Annotated in this window: 17 protein-coding genes; 1 reads left to right on the top strand and 16 read right to left on the bottom strand. The window is 70.6% G+C overall.

The window, feature by feature from the left end; all coding sequences use genetic code 11:
- Positions 1-36: 36 nt before the first annotated feature.
- The 16 genes from yajC to pgsA all read right to left on the bottom strand — a co-directional run bounded on the left by yajC (position 37) and on the right by pgsA (position 16,058).
- On the bottom strand, positions 37-408 hold the full coding sequence (yajC, locus tag ACTMTI_RS32475; protein WP_441124456.1) for a preprotein translocase subunit YajC: 372 nt from the start codon (positions 406-408) through the stop codon (positions 37-39).
- A 218-nt stretch (positions 409-626) separates the two neighbouring features.
- Positions 627-1,658, bottom strand: coding sequence for a Holliday junction branch migration DNA helicase RuvB (ruvB, locus tag ACTMTI_RS32470; protein WP_441124455.1), 1,032 nt, complete (start codon positions 1,656-1,658; stop codon positions 627-629).
- Between the two features lie 284 nt (positions 1,659-1,942).
- Positions 1,943-2,545 carry a Holliday junction branch migration protein RuvA gene (gene ruvA / locus ACTMTI_RS32465; RefSeq protein ID WP_441124454.1) on the bottom strand — a complete coding sequence of 201 codons (603 nt, stop codon included), beginning with the start codon at positions 2,543-2,545 and terminating at the stop codon, positions 1,943-1,945.
- Positions 2,542-3,072, bottom strand: a complete 531-nt coding sequence (ruvC, locus tag ACTMTI_RS32460) for a crossover junction endodeoxyribonuclease RuvC (RefSeq protein ID WP_441124453.1) — start codon at positions 3,070-3,072, stop codon at positions 2,542-2,544. The genes ruvA and ruvC overlap by 4 nt, the downstream gene beginning before the upstream one ends.
- Before the next feature lie 147 nt (positions 3,073-3,219).
- Complete coding sequence (locus tag ACTMTI_RS32455; protein WP_441124452.1) at positions 3,220-4,368, bottom strand: GNAT family N-acetyltransferase; 1,149 nt, start codon at positions 4,366-4,368, stop codon at positions 3,220-3,222.
- An 11-nt stretch (positions 4,369-4,379) separates the two neighbouring features.
- Positions 4,380-6,272 (bottom strand): hypothetical protein, encoded by a 1,893-nt coding sequence (locus tag ACTMTI_RS32450; RefSeq protein WP_441124451.1) that lies wholly within the window; start codon positions 6,270-6,272, stop codon positions 4,380-4,382.
- A 175-nt stretch (positions 6,273-6,447) separates the two neighbouring features.
- Entirely contained in the window at positions 6,448-7,203 is a 756-nt protein-coding gene (locus ACTMTI_RS32445) for a YebC/PmpR family DNA-binding transcriptional regulator (RefSeq protein ID WP_441124450.1), read from the bottom strand.
- A 3-nt stretch (positions 7,204-7,206) separates the two neighbouring features.
- Positions 7,207-7,785, bottom strand: coding sequence for a pyridoxal 5'-phosphate synthase glutaminase subunit PdxT (gene pdxT / locus ACTMTI_RS32440; RefSeq protein WP_441124449.1), 579 nt, complete (start codon positions 7,783-7,785; stop codon positions 7,207-7,209).
- Positions 7,786-7,901: 116 nt separating this feature from the next.
- Entirely contained in the window at positions 7,902-8,753 is an 852-nt protein-coding gene (locus tag ACTMTI_RS32435) for an endonuclease/exonuclease/phosphatase family protein (protein ID WP_441124448.1), read from the bottom strand.
- Positions 8,754-8,857: 104 nt separating this feature from the next.
- Positions 8,858-10,543, bottom strand: coding sequence for an alkaline phosphatase D family protein (locus ACTMTI_RS32430; protein WP_441124447.1), 1,686 nt, complete (start codon positions 10,541-10,543; stop codon positions 8,858-8,860).
- Between the two features lie 239 nt (positions 10,544-10,782).
- Positions 10,783-11,697: a pyridoxal 5'-phosphate synthase lyase subunit PdxS gene (gene pdxS, locus ACTMTI_RS32425; RefSeq protein ID WP_441124530.1), complete on the bottom strand. Its 915-nt coding sequence runs from the start codon at positions 11,695-11,697 to the stop codon at positions 10,783-10,785.
- A gap of 102 nt (positions 11,698-11,799) precedes the next feature.
- Complete coding sequence (locus ACTMTI_RS32420) at positions 11,800-12,807, bottom strand: DUF3048 domain-containing protein (protein WP_441124446.1); 1,008 nt, start codon at positions 12,805-12,807, stop codon at positions 11,800-11,802.
- 77 nt (positions 12,808-12,884) lie between these two features.
- On the bottom strand, positions 12,885-13,415 hold the full coding sequence (locus ACTMTI_RS32415; RefSeq protein ID WP_441124529.1) for a hypothetical protein: 531 nt from the start codon (positions 13,413-13,415) through the stop codon (positions 12,885-12,887).
- Between the two features lie 8 nt (positions 13,416-13,423).
- Positions 13,424-14,554, bottom strand: coding sequence for a glycosyltransferase family 4 protein (locus ACTMTI_RS32410; RefSeq protein WP_441124445.1), 1,131 nt, complete (start codon positions 14,552-14,554; stop codon positions 13,424-13,426).
- The gene (locus tag ACTMTI_RS32405) at positions 14,551-15,459 is read right to left on the bottom strand and encodes a phosphatidylinositol mannoside acyltransferase (RefSeq protein WP_441124444.1); all 909 of its coding nucleotides are present in this window, start codon (positions 15,457-15,459) and stop codon (positions 14,551-14,553) included. The genes ACTMTI_RS32410 and ACTMTI_RS32405 overlap by 4 nt, the downstream gene beginning before the upstream one ends.
- Complete coding sequence (gene pgsA / locus ACTMTI_RS32400) at positions 15,456-16,058, bottom strand: phosphatidylinositol phosphate synthase (protein WP_441124443.1); 603 nt, start codon at positions 16,056-16,058, stop codon at positions 15,456-15,458. Before pgsA ends, ACTMTI_RS32405 begins: the two co-directional genes overlap by 4 nt.
- Positions 16,059-16,221: 163 nt before the next feature.
- On the opposite strand from pgsA, the gene ACTMTI_RS32395 reads away from it, so the two are divergent.
- Positions 16,222-18,360, top strand: coding sequence for an elongation factor G-like protein EF-G2 (locus tag ACTMTI_RS32395; protein WP_441124442.1), 2,139 nt, complete (start codon positions 16,222-16,224; stop codon positions 18,358-18,360).
- Positions 18,361-18,379 lie beyond the last annotated feature (19 nt).

Genomic DNA, 18,379 nt, shown 5'->3' with positions numbered 1-18,379 from the left:
CAGTTCTTTCGGATAGAGGTTTGTCGCAGAGCTTATTCAGGACTGCTTGGTGCTGGAGTCCTGGTCGCCGTTGCGATCTACGGGGGCCTCGGACTCGTTCTTGTCCTCTTCGCCGGAGCCGGTCTCGTCGTCGGCCGTGGGAGCGTCGCCGGGGGTGATGACGCGGCCGATCGCGGCCTTCACCCAACGGGTCTCGATCCCTGGCGCGACTTCGAGGACGACGTCCTCATTGTCCACCGCGACCACGGTGGCGAACAGGCCTGTCGTGGTCATGACACGCGTGCCCGGCGTCAGGGAATTCTGCATCTTGATCGCCTCTTGCTGGCGCTTGCGCTGGGGGCGAATCAGCAGGAAGTAGAACACCACCACCAGAAGAATCAGCGGCAGGATGCTTCCGAGTTGTCCCATGTCCATAAGGGGCGACCTTCCATTGTCGTACAAGAAGTTGACACCGGCCTCGCGCCGGAAATTCCGTGCGTTGCTTCGGGGCCGCGCCGCTCAGCCCGTCAGCCTACACAGCCAGCCAAGCCACGGAGTGTAGGCGGTTGTTGCGAAACGCGGCAACGAGGCAGCGTTTCGGCGCGCGGGGAAGTTCCCCAATTGGAATGGTTGCAACCGTTCTGTAATCAGTCGAAAAGTGTAGCTCCGAACGCATCCGGGGGCGGTGTCATGCCGAGATGGGCCCACGCGGCCGCGGTCGCGATCCGCCCGCGCGGCGTCCTGGCCAGCAGCCCTTGGCGTACGAGGAACGGCTCGGCGACCACCTCGACGGTCTCCGGCTCCTCCCCCACGGCCACGGCCAGCGTGGACAGTCCGACCGGGCCGCCGCCGAACTTCTTCAGCAGCGCGTCGAGCACCGCCCGGTCGAGCCGGTCGAGCCCTTCGGCGTCGACCTCGTAGAGGTTGAGCGCCGCCGAGGCGATCTCCCGGTTGATCACGCCGTCGGCGCGGACGTCGGCGAAGTCGCGCACGCGCCTGAGCAGCCGGTTGGCGATGCGGGGCGTGCCCCGGGACCGTCTGGCGATCTCGTGGGCGCCCTCGGCAGGCAGGGCGACGCCGAGCAGCTTGGCCGACCGGTGGAGCACCTGCTCCAGCTCGCCGGCGTCGTAGAAGTCCATGTGCGCGGTGAAGCCGAACCTGTCGCGCAGCGGCGCGGGCAGCAGCCCGGCCCGCGTGGTGGCTCCGACCAGCGTGAACGGCGCGATCTCGAGGGGGATGGCGGTGGCTCCGGGGCCCTTGCCGACGACGATGTCGACCCGGAAGTCCTCCATGGCGAGGTAGAGCATCTCCTCGGCGGGCCTGGCCATCCGGTGGATCTCGTCGATGAACAGCACCTCGCCCTCGGCCAGCGTCGACAGGATGGCCGCGAGGTCGCCGGCCCGCTCCAGGGCCGGGCCGGAGGTGATCCTGAGCGGCGTGTTCAGCTCGGCCGCTATGATCATCGCCAGGGTGGTCTTGCCCAGCCCCGGCGACCCGTTCATCAGCACGTGATCGGGCGGCCGCTGCCGGCGCAGCGCGCTCTCGAGCACGAGGGACAACTGCTCGCGCACGCGGCTCTGGCCGATGAACTCGCTGAGCCGCTTGGGCCGCAACGCCGCCTCGATCTGCAGCTCTTCACCCACCGCGGCAGGCGAGACAAGCTCCCGCTCAATCCCCACGCGCCTCACACCTCCTCACACCGGCCGACACCGCGCCGCCGCACGACCGCGCCACAGGACCCGAAGCTCTCACCGTACGGCCCTCAGCCCTCACCGCGCCGCAACGGCGGGGTGTGGTACGGCGCACCGCGCACAACGCCCCGGCCGGGCCACGGAATCCGGCCGGCATCGCGTTCGTCACGGCGAGCACCCCGTGAGCCTTCACGACCGGCCATGACAGACGGAAACCGAGGTCGGCGCGTGCGGTCAACTCGGCACCGCCGTAAAAGAGAAAGAAGGCATCGTCATCGGACGCTCAGGTAGCGAAGTGCGGCCTTCAGCAGGGGGGCCACCTGGGGCTCGAGGCCGGCGTCGGGCTCTATGACGGAGATCGCCTCGTCGGCGTCCTTGCTGGAGTAGCCGAGCCCCACCAGCCCCGAGTGGACCTGCTCCCGCCACACCGCCACCCGCCGCTCTCCGTTGAGCGCGGCGTTGACGGCCGCCTCCGGCGTGCCGAGCCGGTCCTTCAGCTCCAGCACGATCCGCTGGGCCCCCTTCTGTCCGATGCCCGGCACCTGCGTGAGCGCCTTGAGATCCGCACTGGCCACCGCGACCCGCAGCGCGTTGGGCGTATGCACGGCGAGCATGGCGAGCGCCAGCTTGGGACCGACGCCACTGGCCGTCTGCAGCAGCTCGAACACGGCCCGCTCGTCGTCGGTCGCGAAGCCGTAGAGGGTCAGCGACTCCTCGCGCACCACCAGCGACGTGGCCAGCCGGGCCTCCTCGCCGAGGCGCAGCGTGGCGAGCGTGCCGGGAGTGCAGTGGGTGAGGATGCCGACGCCGCCGACCTCGATCACGGCCGCGTCCGGAGCGATCCCCGCGACCTTCCCGGCAACCGAGGCGATCATCGCGCGACGTCCTTTCGGGTGGCCTTGGCCAGCGCCTCAGCGAGGCGGCTCTGCGCGCCGCCGCGCCAGATGTGGCAGATGGCCAGGGCGAGCGCGTCGGCGGCGTCGGCGGGTTTGGGCATCTCGGCCAGCCGCAGCAGGCGGGTGACCATGGCGCCGATCTGCTTCTTGTCGGCGGTGCCGCTGCCGGTGATGGCGGCCTTGACCTCGGAGGGGGTGTGCAGTGCCACGGGCAGCCCGCGCCGGGCCGCGCACAGCACGGCGATGCCGGCGGCCTGGGCGGTGCCCATGACGGTGCGGACGTTGTGCTGGCTGAAGACGCGCTCGACCGCGACCGCGTCGGGCCGCACGTCGTCCAGCCACTGCTCGATCCCGGCCTCGATGCCGACGAGCCGCGTGCCGAGCTCGTCGTCGGAGCCGGTGCGCACCACCCCGACGGCCACCAGCTTCAGCGGCGTGCCGGGACGCCCTTCGACGGCGCCCAGGCCGCACCGGGTCAGCCCCGGATCGACGCCCATCACCCGCACCGGTCTGCCCCTCCCGCGCCGCCGAACATCTGTTCGGCACGAGACTTTACCCCGGCTGGGATGCCCACGCACCACCGAAACGCCCGGCGCACACGGCTCAAGCTTGGCAGAGATGGCCGCGGGCCGTGGCGGCCCGGCGGAAAGCGATCAGAAGTAGTCCAGCATGTACGGCTTCGCGGCGAAGACCGCGTCGAGGGCCTCGTCGTACCGGTCGTCCCCGGACATGAGCCCGCTGAGCCGGAGCGTGGCCGTCGGGATCCCGGCGTACAGCGCCGAGAAGCCGTTCACGCTGAGCACCGCGCCGGGAACTCCGGCCGTGCCGGGCGTGGCCGCGCCCGAGCCGCCCGAGACCTCCAGCCGCCAGGTCCCCGCGCCCCGCACCGGGTCGTCCACGGTGACGACGGCGTCGCAGGCCACGGGCGCCGGGTAGCCCCTGCGTTCGACGGCGGCGGCCACATCCAGCACCCTGAACATCCACCGCACCTGCTTGACCTGGTCCTTCGAGCGCTCGCGCAGGAGCCACAGCACGGGGTCGTCGGGCGCCACGGGGGCGACGACGTTCTCGGCGATCGAGGACGCGGTGCCCACCAGGGACCACAGCGTCCTCGCGGTCTCCTCCGACCCGGCGACGAGGGTGTCGACCTGGATCTCCGCGCCGCGCCACCGATAGATCACGAACCCGTCGTCGGCGAGGTAGAGGAAGTCGTCCTTGTCGTCCAGCCACACGCTCCAGGTGCGCTCGTCCCAGGAGATGGGCCCGCTGGCGCGCGCGGACCCGTGTACGCGGTGCAGCACCGAGACGATCTCGGCGGCGTCGTCGGGCCCCATCCTGCGCAGCTTGACCTGCCCGGACGGCCGGATCTGGCGCAGCGCCTCGGTACGCAGCGTCACGTTGTGCTGGCATCCGGCGTGCTCGTAGCCGACCGCGCGGTAGACGGGTGTGGTGGCCGGATAGAGCACCGACACGGCGTCGCCGAGCTCCACCGCCCGGTCGATGACGGCCCGCATGATCCGGGTGCCGAGGCCGCGGCCGCGGTCTTCGGGGTTGACGGTGACGCCCGCGATCCCGGCCATGGGCTGGGGCCTGCCGTGCCACCACTGGGTGAACTGGCGCAGCCGGGCGGACGCGGTGAGCCTGGAGCCGTCGAACGCGCCCAGGTAGCGGCCCTCCCCGAGCACAGGCGTGACCGCTTTACGCCACCGCTCGGCGTCGTCCGGGGACAACGGGCCGAACGAGCGCTTGCGGAGGTCGAGGACGGCGTCGAGGTCCTCGGAAGTCAGATCGCGAATGTCCACAACACACCAACTTATTCAGTGTCCGCACGGGGCCGCGAACCATTTGCCGCGATGGCGAGCCTGTCGAGGTAGAACACCTGAGCGGCGACGGTGGCGACCAGGGCGACGGCCACGACCAGCAGCGGCGTGCTCGCGCCGACGTCGGGCCTGGCGACGGTGTACCCGCCGAGCTGGTTCATCTGGGCGACGGGGGCGGTGAACAGCGAGGGCTCCTGGACGACGAGCAGCGGCCAGAGCAGGTCCTGGGCGTTCACCAGCGCGACGGCCCCGGCCAGGATGCCCGCCATGGGCAGCGAGGGCAGGAACACGCCGCTGAAGAAGTCCCTGTCGTTCCGCTCGGCCAGTCCCTTGCACAGCAGGGTGAGCACGAGGAGGGCCGGCACGCTCACCAGCAGGGGCGGCAAGAGGGCGGGGAAGGTGTTGATCAGGCCGAGGTTGCGCATGTTCTGCCAGTTCGCGACGCCGAGGGGGCCGGTGCCGACGAACAGCCAGGGCGCGAACACCAGCAGCAGCCACTCGCTCCAGCGCCCGAGCGGCCGCAGGCCGCCGATGCCGAGCGCGGCCAGATATGCGACCCCGACCGACGCCAGCGCGCCTATGACGGCGGGAACCCAGCTGTTGACCTGCGTCCGCAGGCCGTCCGCCGGGGTGCCGGACGAGGCGAGCACGCCGGAGATCCAGGGCCAGGCCAGCACGACGCCGACGGCCACGACCAGGACCAGCGCCGTCACCCCGACGGCCACGCCCACCCCGGTCGGCCGCCCCCTGCCGGTCGGCGCGCCGGCGGCAGGCGGGGCCGAGGGCGGGACGGCGGTCGGAGGGGCGAATGCCGGGACATCGGATGGGGCGGCCGGCGGGCCGGCCCTTCCAGGTGCGGCCGCCGACGGCGGGACGGCCCCGCCGAACGGAGGGGCCGGCTGAGGGACGCCGGGCGGGACGGCCCCGCCAGGCGCGGGCGGTGGGGCGGCCCCGCCAGGCGAAGCGGCGGGTGGGGCAGCGGGGCCGGGCGACGCCGCGGCCCGCGCGGTGGCGGTGGCGGTGGCGGTGGCGGTGGCGGTGGCGGTGGACGCCGCGGCCGGGGTGAGGATGATGCGCATGCGGGTGACGACGGCGATGACCGTCGCGACGATGCCGAGCACGCCGAGGATCACCCCTGTGAGGGCCGCCATGGAGGCGCCAGAGCCGAAGTCGGCCCGGATGAAGGCGTGGTGGTACTGGAGCCGCGCCAGCGTCTCTGTGACGCGCACAGGGCCTCCGTTGGTGAGCACCAGGCCGATCGAGAAGGTCTGCAGCCCGACGGCGACCGTGGCGAGCGCCACGAGCGCCCCGACGGCGAGCATGGCGGGGCCGACCGTGCCGCCGCGCAGGGCCGGCAGGAACGCGGTGACCGCCAGCGCGCACACCACGCCGAACGTCGCGGCGGCGATGATCAGCCGGAGCGTGCCCGGCGCGGTGGCCGGTTCGCGCAGCCCTTGGGCCAGCGCGGCCAGGCCGGAGGCGTCCTGCGCCTGCCCGCGGAACCAGGCCACCGCCACTCCCACCGGGGAGAACGTGACGATCGCCAGCGACAGCGCGATCCGCCCGGCCCGCCGCGGCCAGGTGCCCGCCCGATCGAGGGCCAGCGCCAGCAGCGGCCCCACCACGACGGCCACCAGCAGCGGCACGACGGTCAGCGAGAGTGTGAATCCCAGGGCCCGCCACAACGCGTCGTCGCCCAGCAGCTTGGCGTAGTTCGAGAATCCGGCGTAGGTGGTCTCCCTGAAGACGCCGCCGCTCTGGAGGCTGAGCCAGATCGTCTGCGCCGTCGGCAGCACCAGCGTGATGAGGGCGCCGAGGAGGGCGGGCAGGACCAGCAGCCAGCCGACCGCCCGGAAGGACGCCTGTGGTGGGTTGGGGGAAGTCACGTCGCCCGACCCTACGCCGCTCACGGGCCCTCGCGCACGTCAAGACACCCACGAGCATGTCGTACGGGATCCGCGCCCTCGCGCACACCGGGACGCCCATCGGCATCGCGGTGCCGGGGGCACGCATGATCAAGGGCCCGGCGGAACCGAGCCCTTGGGGGGAGTGGCGGGAGGGCTACTCCGCGCCCAGCCGCTCCAGCACGGCGTCGCTGACGTCGAAGTTGGCGAAGACGTTCTGCACGTCGTCGCTGTCCTCCAGCGCCTCGATGAGGCGGAACACCTTCTTGGCGCCCTCCTCGTCCAGCGGCACGCTCATCGTCGGCAGGAAGCCGGACTCCGCCGAGTCGTAGTCGATCCCGGCGTCCTGCAGCGCCTTGCGCACCGGCACCAGGTCCCCGGCCTCGGAGACGACCTCGAACGAGTCGCCCAGGTCGTTGACCTCCTCGGCGCCGGCCTCCAGCACGGCCATCAGCACGGTGTCCTCGTCCAGCCCGTTCTTGGGCACGATCACGACGCCCTTGCGGTTGAACATGTAGGACACGGACCCGGGGTCGGCCAGCGAGCCGCCGTTGCGGGTCAGCGCGACGCGCACCTCGGAGGCGGCGCGGTTGCGGTTGTCGGTGAGGCACTCGATGAGCACCGCGACGCCGCCGGGCGCGTAGCCCTCGTACATGATGGTCTGCCAGTCGGCGCCGCCGGCCTCCAGGCCGCCGCCGCGCTTGCGGGCCCGCTCGATGTTGTCGTTGGGCACGGAGTTCTTCTTCGCCTTGAAGATGGCGTCGAAGAGGGTGGGGTTGGCGTCCGGGTCAGGGCCACCGGTCCGGGCCGCCACTTCGATGTTCTTGATGAGCTTGGCGAACAGCTTGCCCCGCTTGGCGTCGAGCGCGGCCTTCTTGTGCTTCGTCGTCGCCCATTTGGAGTGGCCGGACATTACTTAGAGCTCCCTAACCATGTCTACGAAGTAACGGTGCACGCGAGCGTCCCCGGTGAGTTCGGGGTGGAACGACGTCGCGAGCAACGGACCTTGACGGACCGCGACGATCCTATCCCCAGGCTCGCACCGGCCCAGCACTTCGACGTCGGCTCCGATGGATTCGACCCAGGGCGCGCGGATGAAGACCGCGTGCACCCGCTCCCCCGCGAAGTCGAGGTCGGACTCGAACGAGTCGACCTGGCGGCCGAACGCGTTGCGCCTGACCACCATGTCGATGCCGCCGACCGTCTGCTGGCCGGCGATCCCGTCCTCGATCCTGTCGGCCAGCATGATCATGCCGGCGCAGGAGCCGTAGGCGGGCATGCCTTCCTTGATCCGCATCCGCAGCGGCTGGAGCATGTCGAAGGTCTCGGCGAGCTTCCACATGGTGGTCGACTCGCCACCGGGAATGACCAGGCCGTCGACCGCGTCCAGCTCGGCGGGCCTGCGTACGGCGCTCGCCGCCGCGCCCGCCTCCTGAAGCATGCGCACATGCTCGCGCACGTCTCCCTGGAGAGCGAGTACACCGATCGTGGGCACAGTCGATCCTTCCGTCTGGGTGCGGGTTCAGACCATTCAACACCAGGATGGCCGGGCATCTTCCTTTAGTGGGCCGCGTTCAGCGCCCCGCTGCAGGCAGCGGACGCGGTCCGCGCTTATAAGGCCACGGCGACGTAGACGGGCTTGTGGTCGGACAGGGTCACGCTGCGCTCGACGTGACAGCGCCGCACCGAGCCCTTGGGAGCGAACAAGTAGTCGATCTTCTTGCCCTCGCGGGTCCAGCGTCCGGCGCGCCGCGCGCCGCGCTGGTCGCATTCCTGGTACGCCCGGTAGGCCGGGGCGATGGCGCGGCGGCCCGCGGCGCTGCCGTACCCGCTGTCCGGTGGCGAGACGTTGAGGTCGCCGCCGACGATCGTCCGGTGCCCGGGCTTGGCGGCGATCTCCAGCAGGCGCTTGATCTGCCTGGTCCGGTAGGGGGCGCCGGGCTGTCGGTCGTCGTACTGCTGGCCGGACGACAGGTGGGTGCCGCAGGCGTGGACCTTCCTGGCGGGGATGGTCGCGCAGATGGCGGCGCGCCTGACGTACCAGGGCGGTGCGGGCAGCGGGTGGATCTGGAACGTGGCCGCCTCGCCCGCCACGGCGACGGCGATGCTCTGCGTGCCGCGCGGGCGGCCGAGGCGGTCGGGGTGGCAGGCGTACGGGGTGCCGTCGTGGGAGAGCAGGCCCCACGAGCCGATCGTCCAGTTCCGGCCGGTGCGCCGCTCCAGCCAGTGCTCCAGCGCGCCGTTCGCGCCCGTGCAGAACTCCTGCAGAAAGATCACGTCGGGCTTGACGGGCCGGCCGAGCGCGTGCCTGCCGATGTTCTCCGCCAGTTCGACGGCGCCGGCGCGGTAGAAGGGGCAGGCGGAGTTGGTGCCGGTGCAGACGTTCCAGGTCATCACCGACAGGTCGGTACGGGCCGGGGCCACGAACAACCCGGCCAGGAGTAAAAGGACGTGTCCCACCATGGTCGGAAATGCTAGCCAGCGGGCACCGTCACGGCGGCGATTCACCGTGGCCCCGCCCGCCGCCTGGGCGGCCAGGGCCACGGATCACGGGAAGGGGCCTGCGGTCAGGGACGCTCGGTCTCCAGGCGGACCGTCTCCTCCACCGTCATCTCCGTCTGGATGCGCAGCGTCGGGTCGAGCGGCTTCAGGTACGTCTGCTGCACCCCGGGCACCTGGTCCTCGATGACGAACGTGGCCCGGGTGTAGGCCTCGGCCCCCGGCTCGCTGACCCGGGGCACCACCTTGAAGTCGGCCGTCATCTGCTCGCGCTCGATCTTCGTCAGCACGTACCCGCGCTGGTTGTTGTAGAACTTCAGATGCGGGTTGATCTTCAGGAACGGATGCGCCGCCGGGTCGGAGTCGGCGCCGTTGCCGCCGGTGGAGATCGAGGTGGCCACCAGCTCGGAGCCCACGGACGGCCCGGTCGGGTCGTCGTAGTCGAGCTTGAGGTCGCTGGCCCAGTGCGCGTGCACGTCGCCGGTCAGCACGACGGGGTTGCGCACGTCGGCGTCCAGCCAGCCCTGGGTGATGCGGCGGCGGGAGGCGACGTAGCCGTCCCAGGCGTCCTGGCTGGTGACCTTGGCGGGGCCGGCGTTGTTGTCACGCTGGGCGAAGAACACCTGCTGGCCGAGGATGTCCCACTGCGCCCGCGAGTGGCGGAACCCGTCCAGCAGCCACGCCTCCTGCTCGGCCCCGGTGATCGAGCGGTTGGGATCGATGGAGGCCGGGCAGTCCTTGTAGCCGTCGCCGCAGCCCTGGTCGTCGCGGTACTGGCGGGTGTCGAGCATGTGGAAGGTGGCCATCCGGCCCCACCGGATGCGCCGGTAGAGCTGCATGTCGAGGCCACGCGGGATGGAGGTGCGGCGCAGCGGCATGTTCTCGTAGTAGGCGCGGAAGGCGGCCTCGCGGCGGGCCCGGAAGTTGGGCTGGGGCACCTCGGGCTTCTCGGGCACCTCGTCGGCCCAGTTGTTGTCCAGTTCGTGGTCGTCCCACACGACCAGCCACGGCGCGGCGGCGTGCGCGGCCTGCAGATCGGGGTCGGCTTTGTACTGGGCGTGGCGCTGGCGGTAGTTGGCCAGGGTCTCGGTCTCGGGGCCCTCGTGGTGGCGGATGTTGCCGCCGGGGATGTTGTAGGTGTTCTTGGTGTATTCGTACTGATAGTCGCCCAGGTGCAGGATGAGGTCGGGGTGCTCCTCGGCCAGCCTGCGGTAGGACGTGAAGTAGCCGTGCTCGAACTGGGCGCAGGAGACGAACGCCATGGCCAGCGCGCCGCCGTACGACAGAGGGTGCGGGGCGGTGCGGGCGCGGCCGACCGGGGAGATGTAGGGGCCGACGCGGAAGCGGTACCAGTATTCGCGGTCGGAGCTGAGGTTCTGCACCTCGACGTGGACGCTGTGGCCCCATTCCGGCGCGGCCACGGCCACGCCGGCGCGGACGACGCGGCGGCACTGCTCGTCGGCGTACACCTGCCACAGCACCGGGAAGGGCCGCTGCGGCATGCCGCCGAGCCCGTCCTCGGCCAGAGGCTGCTGGGCGAGCCTGGTCCACAGCACGAAGCCCTCGTGGTCGGGGTCGCCGGAGGCGACGCCGAGGGTGAAGGGGTCGGTACGCAGCCCGCGCGAGGCCAGACTCTGGGCCGTCTCGGCGGCGGGGTCCGGGTCGTCGGCGTGCGCGGCGGTGGCCGGGATGGCCGCGGCCGCGCCCGCCGCTAAGCCGGTGACGAGGAAGTGCCGGCGGTTCAGCTTGGACATGGTGTGGCTCCTGCGACGATCAAGGGTGCGGGACGCCCCGTAGCTTGACTGAAGATCATGACTAAGCAGTGAACACCACACAACACGAAAAAGGCGACATCCTTCGCAGATGTCGCCTCTTTCGGCACTTTTCACCGTCACATTGCGCGGCGCCCCCGCCGGGCGAAGATGGAGTACCTCACCCGCCGAACGAGATCATCTCACGCGAGAAGCCCCGTGACCTGCAACGACGCGCCGGACTACCAGCCGCGCTCGGCCAGGCGGTGCGGCTGCGGGATGTCGTCGACGTTGATGCCGACCATGGCCTCGCCCAGGCCGCGGGAGACCTTGGCGATGACGTCGGGGTCGTCGTGGAACGTCGTGGCCTTGACGATGGCCGCGGCACGCTTGGCCGGGTCGCCCGACTTGAAGATGCCCGAGCCCACGAACACGCCCTCGGCGCCGAGCTGCATCATCATCGCGGCGTCGGCCGGGGTGGCGATGCCGCCCGCGGTGAACAGCACGACCGGCAGCTTTCCGCTCCTGGCCACCTCGGCGACCAGCTCGTAGGGGGCCTGCAGCTCCTTGGCGGCGACGTACAGCTCGTCCTCGGGCAGCGAGGTGAGCCGCTTGAGCTCGGCGCGGATGGTGCGCATGTGGGTGACGGCGTTGGAGACGTCGCCGGTGCCCGCCTCACCCTTGGAGCGGATCATGGCCGCGCCCTCGGTGATGCGGCGCAGGGCCTCGCCCAGGTTGGTGGCGCCGCACACGAACGGCACCGTGAACTGCCACTTGTCGATGTGGTTGGCGTAGTCGGCGGGGGTGAGCACCTCCGACTCGTCGATGTAGTCGACGCCGAGCGACTGCAGCACCCGGGCCTCGACGAAGTGGCCGATGCGGGCCTTGGCCATCACGGGGATCGACACGGCGTTGATGATGCCGTCGATCATGTCGGGGTCGCTCATCCTGGACACGCCACCCTGCGCGCGGATGTCGGCGGGCACCCGCTCGAGGGCCATGACGGCCACCGCGCCGGCGTCCTCAGCGATCTTGGCCTGCTCGGCGGTGACGACGTCCATGATGACGCCGCCCTTGAGCATCTCGGCCATGCCGCGCTTGACGCGGGCGCTTCCGGTGACGGGGGTGCTTTCTGGCGTGCTGCTGGACACGGTCATCCTCACGGCTCTCACGGCGGTCGGTAAGTTATCAAACCCATGGTAGGTCCTGAGGGACCACTTTCCTGACATGCCGATATGTCAGCACTTGCCAGGAAATACTTAGGGGATGACGGGCTTGCGGCTGGCGAGGGCGACCCAGACCTGGCCGGGCGCGAAGTTCATCGGCTCGCCGCTCGCAGTAGTGAACGTCGTGCCGTCCTCTTCCGATTCCCGCTCCCAGTTCGCCTTGAAGGCCTTGCCGTCGCGCAGCACGATCGCCGTCCCCTTGCCCGTGGTGTGCACGAGCGGCGTGTAGCTGTCGTTCTTGTCATGGAACTGCGAGCGCTCGGTCTTGGTGTATTGGATGACGATCGTCGGCGCGCCAAGCTGTCCGCCTTCGGCGGCCATGTCCTTCTTGCCGTCCTGCCAGATCAGCCACTGCTTCTTCTCCTCCGACCAGGCGAAGGTGAAGCGCGCCGCGGGCCACTTGACGGTGTACGACTTGCGCTCCACCCCGCCGTCGGCCGGGGCGTCGCCGAAGGTGAAGCCGATGTTCTTGGCCTTGCTCGCCTTGGGCGCCTTGGCCAGCAGCTGCTTGGTATTGGCGAACAGGTTGTAGGGGGCGAAGCGGCCCGGCTGCCGGAAGTACGCCCCCGGGGCGCGGGTGTCGCCGACGTCCCACAGCGACGCCTGGGCGATGAGCGGCAGCATCTTGGTCTGCGCGCCCGAGTAGGAGAAGGCGGGCTTGCCGAACTGCGGCGCGATGTGCAGGTCGGAGACGCGGGCGCTGCGCACCGGGCCCACCTTGGCGGGCAGCTTGGAGGAGAAGATCGCCATGAGCCGGGTCAGACCGGCCTCGACCTGCTCGACGTAGACGATGTCCGCGCTCTTCAGCCCGAGCTGCGGCTTGCCCGCCGCGGTGTTCTCGATCTTCACCGCGAGCACCGGCTTGAGCTGCTCGTACGGTTTGCCGGTGAAGGGATGCGCATTGACCTCCTCGGGCTCCGCCGGCTCCTCGCTCGGCGCGACCGTGGCGGCCTGCGGCACCTGGCCCGGCGCCGGCTCGTCCGAGGAGCAGGCCGCGACGGGCAGCAACACGGCCACTCCGGCCAGCGTCACTGTGATCATCCGGGGTAGCCGCACGTGAACACCTCTCGCCTTCAGCCCGAAAACGGGATGAAGCTTACTGGCTTCCCCATATGAGGTCATTCAGTTGCCATAGCTGCTGGCGGATTGTCATCAATCTCAAAGAATTCTGGATATTCCGTATGGCCGGCCAGGCGCAGGGTCCTGGCCAGCCAGCGCCGCTGGGCCGTACGGGTGACGCCCACGGCGTTGTTGTAGAAGCGGCGCGAGTAGACCACCTTGGTCACCGCCGCGTCGAGCTCTTCCAGCAGGTCGTGGCCACCGGGCGCCTCCGACAGCTTCTCCCTGAAGCGCTCCTGGTCCACCACCGCGCGCAGGGCCCGCGACAGGTCGCTCTCGGCGTGCTCGCGCTCCTCCGGGCCCGCGATCCTGGCCTCGTGGGCCGCGGCGGCCAGCACCAGCGACGTGGCCGGGTCGAGCAGGCGCGAGCCGGCCAGCTCCAGCACCACCCCCCTGCGCCGGATCAGCGCGGCCTCCAGCGACTCGCGGGCCAGCTCCAGGCGGATGTGCAGGCGGTCGAGCCGGCCCGCGCGCCAGGAGACGTAGACGGCCATGAGCACCACGACGATGCCCACGATCAGCACGATCATGGTGGATGTCACAGATCTTCCTCCACGCGCCCCGCGCCGCCGGTCGTGACCGTCTCGTAGACGCGCACCACGTCCCTCGCGACCGTGGACCAGTCGTACTTCCTGACCGCCACCAGCGCCTCGGCGGCCAGCTTGGCCCGGCGCTCCGGCGCGTCCAGCAGCGCGGTCGCCTCGCGCGCCAGCGAAGCCGCGTCGCCGTTGGCGAACAGCGCGCCCGCCTGCCCCTCCCCCAGCACCTTGCGGAAGGCGGGGATGTCGCTGGCCAGCACCGTGGCCCCGGACGCCATCGCCTCGGCCAGCACGATGCCGAAGCTCTCCCCGCGGGTGTTGGGAGCGCAGAACACGTCGACCGAGTGGTAGGCGCGGATCTTGTCGGCCTCGCTCACCATGCCCAGCACCGTCACCCGGTCGTGGAAGCGCTTGGGCACCCGCTCGTAGACCTCTTTCGCGTCGCCGGGCCCGGCGATCAGCAGCTTCAGGCCGGGCCGCTCGGCCGCCAGCGTCTTGAACGCCTCCAGCAGGATCGGCAGCCCCTTGCGCTCCTCGTCCATCCGCCCCAGGAAGCCGATCGTGGCGCCGTCCGGGCCCCACCCGTCGAGCGGTTCGGCCTCGGTGTAGCGGGAGACGGTGACACCGTTCGGGATCAGCACCGTGTCGCCGCCGAACTGCTCCACCAGGCTCTTGCGGGCCGCGTCGGAGACCGCGATGCGGCCGCTGAGCTTCTCCAGCGCGCTGCGCAGCAGCGGCTCGGCCACCGCGATCGCCCGCGAGCGCGACCACGACGCGTGGAACGTGGCCACGATCGGCCCCTTCGCCGCCCAGCACGCCAGCACCCCCAGGCTCGGGATCAGCGGCTCGTGGATGTGCAGCACGTCGAACTCGCCCGTGCGCACCCACCGCCGCACCCGCGCCGCCGACAGGAAGCCGAACGACATCCTGGCCACCGCCCCGTTGTACGGAACCGGCACCGCCCGCCCCGCCCCCGTCACATAAGGGGGAAGCTCGTCGTCGTCGGCCGCCGGCGCGATCACCGACACGTCGTGCCCCTGCGCCATCAGCGCCTGGGCCAGGTCGTCGATGTGCTGCTTGACGCCGCCTGGCATGTCCCAGGAGTAGGGACACACGATGCCGACCCTCATCGCGGCAGATCTTCCAGCCAGAGCCGCTGCAACATGTGCCAGTCCTCCGGATGCTCGGAGATGCCCTTCTCGAACACGTCGGCCAGGCGCTGGGCCACCACCGCGACCTTCTCCTGCCGGGTGCCCTCCTGCGGGACCGGGATCTCCTCGTGGATGTGGATGCCCCAGTCGTCGCCCACGAAGTAGACGGTCGCCGGCAGCAGCGCCGCCCCGGTCTGCACGGCCAGCAGCGGCGGCCCCGCGGGCACCTTCGTCGTGGCGCCGAAGAAGCGCACCTCGATGCCGCTCTTGGTCAGGTCGCGCTCGGCCGGCAGGCACACCACGCCGCCCTTGCGCACCCGCATCGCCAGGTGTGCGAAGTTGTGCCCGTCGCCGCCGGTCAGCGGCAGCACCTCCATGCCGAGCCCTTCGCGGAAGGCGACGTAGCGGCGGAACAGCGACTCGGGCTTGAGCCGCTCGGCCACGGTCGTGAACGGGTGGCCCACGCCCACCAGCCAGGCGCCGGCCTGGTCCCAGTTGCCCATGTGCGGCAGCGCCAGCACCACGCCCCGCCCGGCGGCCACGTTGAGGTGGATGTGCTCGGCGTCGATGACGTGGGTGCGGCGCACGATCTCCTCGGTGCTCATGGACGGCAGCCGGAAGACCTCGTGGAAGTAGCGGAAGTAGGAGCGCATGCCGGCCCTGGTGAGCTCGCGCAGCTCACGGCTGCCCACCTCGAGCCCGGTCACCCTGGCCAGGTTGGACTCCAGGCGGCGCACGGACTTGCCGCGCCTGGCCCAGACCCGGTCGGCCAGGAGGCGGAAGACCGCCGCCGTGGGGCGCTCGGGCAGCAGCGGCACGAGCTTCCAGCCGGCCGCGAAGCCCGCCGCCACGACGCGATCGCCGAATGACGCTTTAACGCTCATCTCTCCCTCGTCTGCTCGTAGACCCGCTTCACCCGCTGCCCCACGGTGATCAGGCTGGCGATCGCGAGCAGCCACATGCCCGCGGCCAGGACGTACGGCACGCCCAGCCCCGCGAAGCAGGCCGCGACCAGCGCCACGACCAGCCGCTCCGGCCGCTCGGCCAGCCCGACGTCGGCCGTGAGCCCGAGCCCCTCGGCCCTGGCCTTGGCATAGGAGACCAGGGCGCCGGCGATCAGGCACACCAGCGTCACCGAGGCCATCAGCGTGTCGTCCACGGAGATGAAATACAAGATCAGGCCGGCGAAGATGGCGGCGTCGGCGACGCGGTCGAGCGTCGAGTCGAGGAACGCCCCCCAGGTGCTGCCCCCCTTGCCTCCGAGGCGGGCCACCAAGCCGTCGAGCAGGTCGAACAGCACGAAGACAGTGATCACGAGAGCGCCCCAGGTCAGCTGACCCAGGGGGAAGAAGGTCAGGGCGGACACGACTGTGCCGAGGGTGCCGATCGCCGTGACGGCGTTCGGGCCGATCCCACGGCCGACGAGGGCCCTGCCCAGCGGGGTGAGTATCCGGGTCATGGCCGGGCGCAGGAGTTTGAGCATCGCGGTCCGATCGTAGGCCATCACGAGCCTGACAACTTTCTTTGCCCCGGCCCTCTTGTGATATCCGCCACAGGGGTATTTGGTGAACACACCGCGTCCATGCGGTTCCTGTCACCTTCCGCGCGGGCGCGGCGTTGGGAAACGACTCAACGCTGGAGGCGATGTGGCGGAAAGAAGTTCGAGCGGCGGCGTGGGAGCCGCGGGCAGGGCACCCGTGGCCGACAGGGCGGATGCGATACGCAATGTCGTGCTGGTCGGCCACTCAGGGGCGGGTAAGACGACCCTCGTCGAGCAGCTGCTGGCCGCCACAGGCACCATCCAGCGCCCGGGACGAGTGGAGGACGGCAACACGGTCAGCGACTTCGACGAGGTCGAGGTCAGGCAGCAGCGATCGGTCAACCTCGCCTTGGCGCCGCTGGTGCACAACGGAATCAAGATCAACCTTCTGGACACTCCCGGCTACGCGGACTTCGTCGGCGATCTGCGGGCCGGGCTGCGCGCGGCGGACGCGGCGCTGTTCGTGGTGGCGGCCTCCGACGGGATCGACGGCCTCACCCAGCTGCTGTGGGAGGAGTGCGCCCAGGTCGGCATGCCGCGGGCGGTGGTGATCACCAAGATCGACCACCAGCGGGCCGACTTCGACGAGGTGCTCACCACCTGCCAGGACGTCTTCGGCGACGGCGTCGCGCCCCTGTATCTCCCGGTGATCACCAATGGGCACGTCAACGGGCTGATCGGGCTGCTGTCGCAGAAGTTCTACAACTACGCCACGGGGACCCGTACCGAGAAGGATCCGGGCGCGGAGTACGAGACGCAGATCGAGGAGCACCGCGGGAGCCTCATCGAGGGGATCATCCAGGAGAGCGAAGACGAATCGCTCATGGACCGCTACCTCGCGGGCGAGCCCATGGACACCAAGGTCCTCATCGAGGACCTGGAGAAGGCCGTCGCGCGCGGCAGCTTCTACCCGGTGCTGTGCAGCGGGATCGGCATCGGCGCGCAGGAGGTGCTCGAGATCATCACGCAGGGGTTCCCGTCGCCCCTCGAACATCCCATGCCCGAGATCACCGACCTGTCCGGCAAGCCGGTCCAGGGCATCACATGCGACCCGGAAGGCCCGCTGGTGGCCGAGGTCGTCAAGACCACCAGCGACCCGTACGTGGGCCGCATCAGCCTCGTACGCGTCTTCTCCGGCACGCTGCGCCCCGACATGACCGTGCACGTGTCCGGGCACGGCCTGGCCGACCGCGGGCACGAGGACCACGACGTCGACGAGCGCATCGGCACCCTGACTTGCCCGCTGGGCAAACACCAGCGCGGCATCGCCAGGGGCGTCGCGGGCGACATCGTGGCGGTGGCCAAGCTGTCGCGGGCCGAGACCGGCGACACCCTGTCCGACGTCGAACGCCCGCTGCTGATGACCGCCTGGACCATGCCCGAGCCGCTGCTGCCCGTGGCGATCAGGGCCAAGTCCAAGGCCGACGAGGACAAGCTGTCACAGGCGCTCGGCCGGCTGGTGGCCGAGGACCCGACGCTGCGGCTGGAGAACAACGCCGAGACCAGGCAGCTCGTCCTGTGGTGCATGGGCGAGGCGCACACCGACGTGCTGCTCGACCGGCTGTCCAAGCGGCACGGCGTGGAGGTCGAGCGGATCGAGCTGCGGGTGCCGCTGCGCGAGACGTTCGGCGGCAAGTGCCAGGCCATGGGCCGCAACGTCAAACAGACCGGCGGCCACGGCCAGTACGCCATCTGCCACCTGGAGGTGGAGCCGCTGCCGTCCGGCGCCGGCTTCGAGTTCGTGGACAAGATCGTGGGCGGCGTGGTCCCGCGGCAGTTCATCCCGTCGGTCGAGAAGGGCGTGCGGGCCCAGATGGAGCGGGGCGTCGTCGCCGGCTACCCGATGGTCGACGTGCGCGTCACGCTGTACGACGGCAAGGCGCACTCCGTCGACTCCTCCGACATGGCCTTCCAGATCGCCGGCCAGCTCGCGCTCAAGGAGGCGGCATCGAAGGTGCCGACGCTGCTGCTGGAGCCGGTGGACGAGCTGTCGGTGCTGGTGGCCGACGACTACGTGGGGTCGGTGATGTCCGATCTGTCGTCGCGGCGCGGCAGGGTGCTCGGCACCGAGCCCGTCGGCACGGGACGCACGCTGGTCAAGGCGGAGGTGCCCGAACTGGAGATCACGCGGTACGCCATCGACCTGCGCTCGATGTCGCACGGCACGGGGGCCTTCACGCGCACGTTCCTGCGCTACGAGCCGCTGCCGCCGAACCTCGCGAGCAAGGTGGCGGCCGCGGACTGAACAGCGGGAAGTCTGGAGC

The sequence above is a fragment of the Nonomuraea sp. H19 genome, from assembly GCF_052068215.1.
Classification (GTDB): domain Bacteria; phylum Actinomycetota; class Actinomycetes; order Streptosporangiales; family Streptosporangiaceae; genus Nonomuraea.
This window is presented reverse-complemented; position numbering and strand designations above follow the sequence as displayed.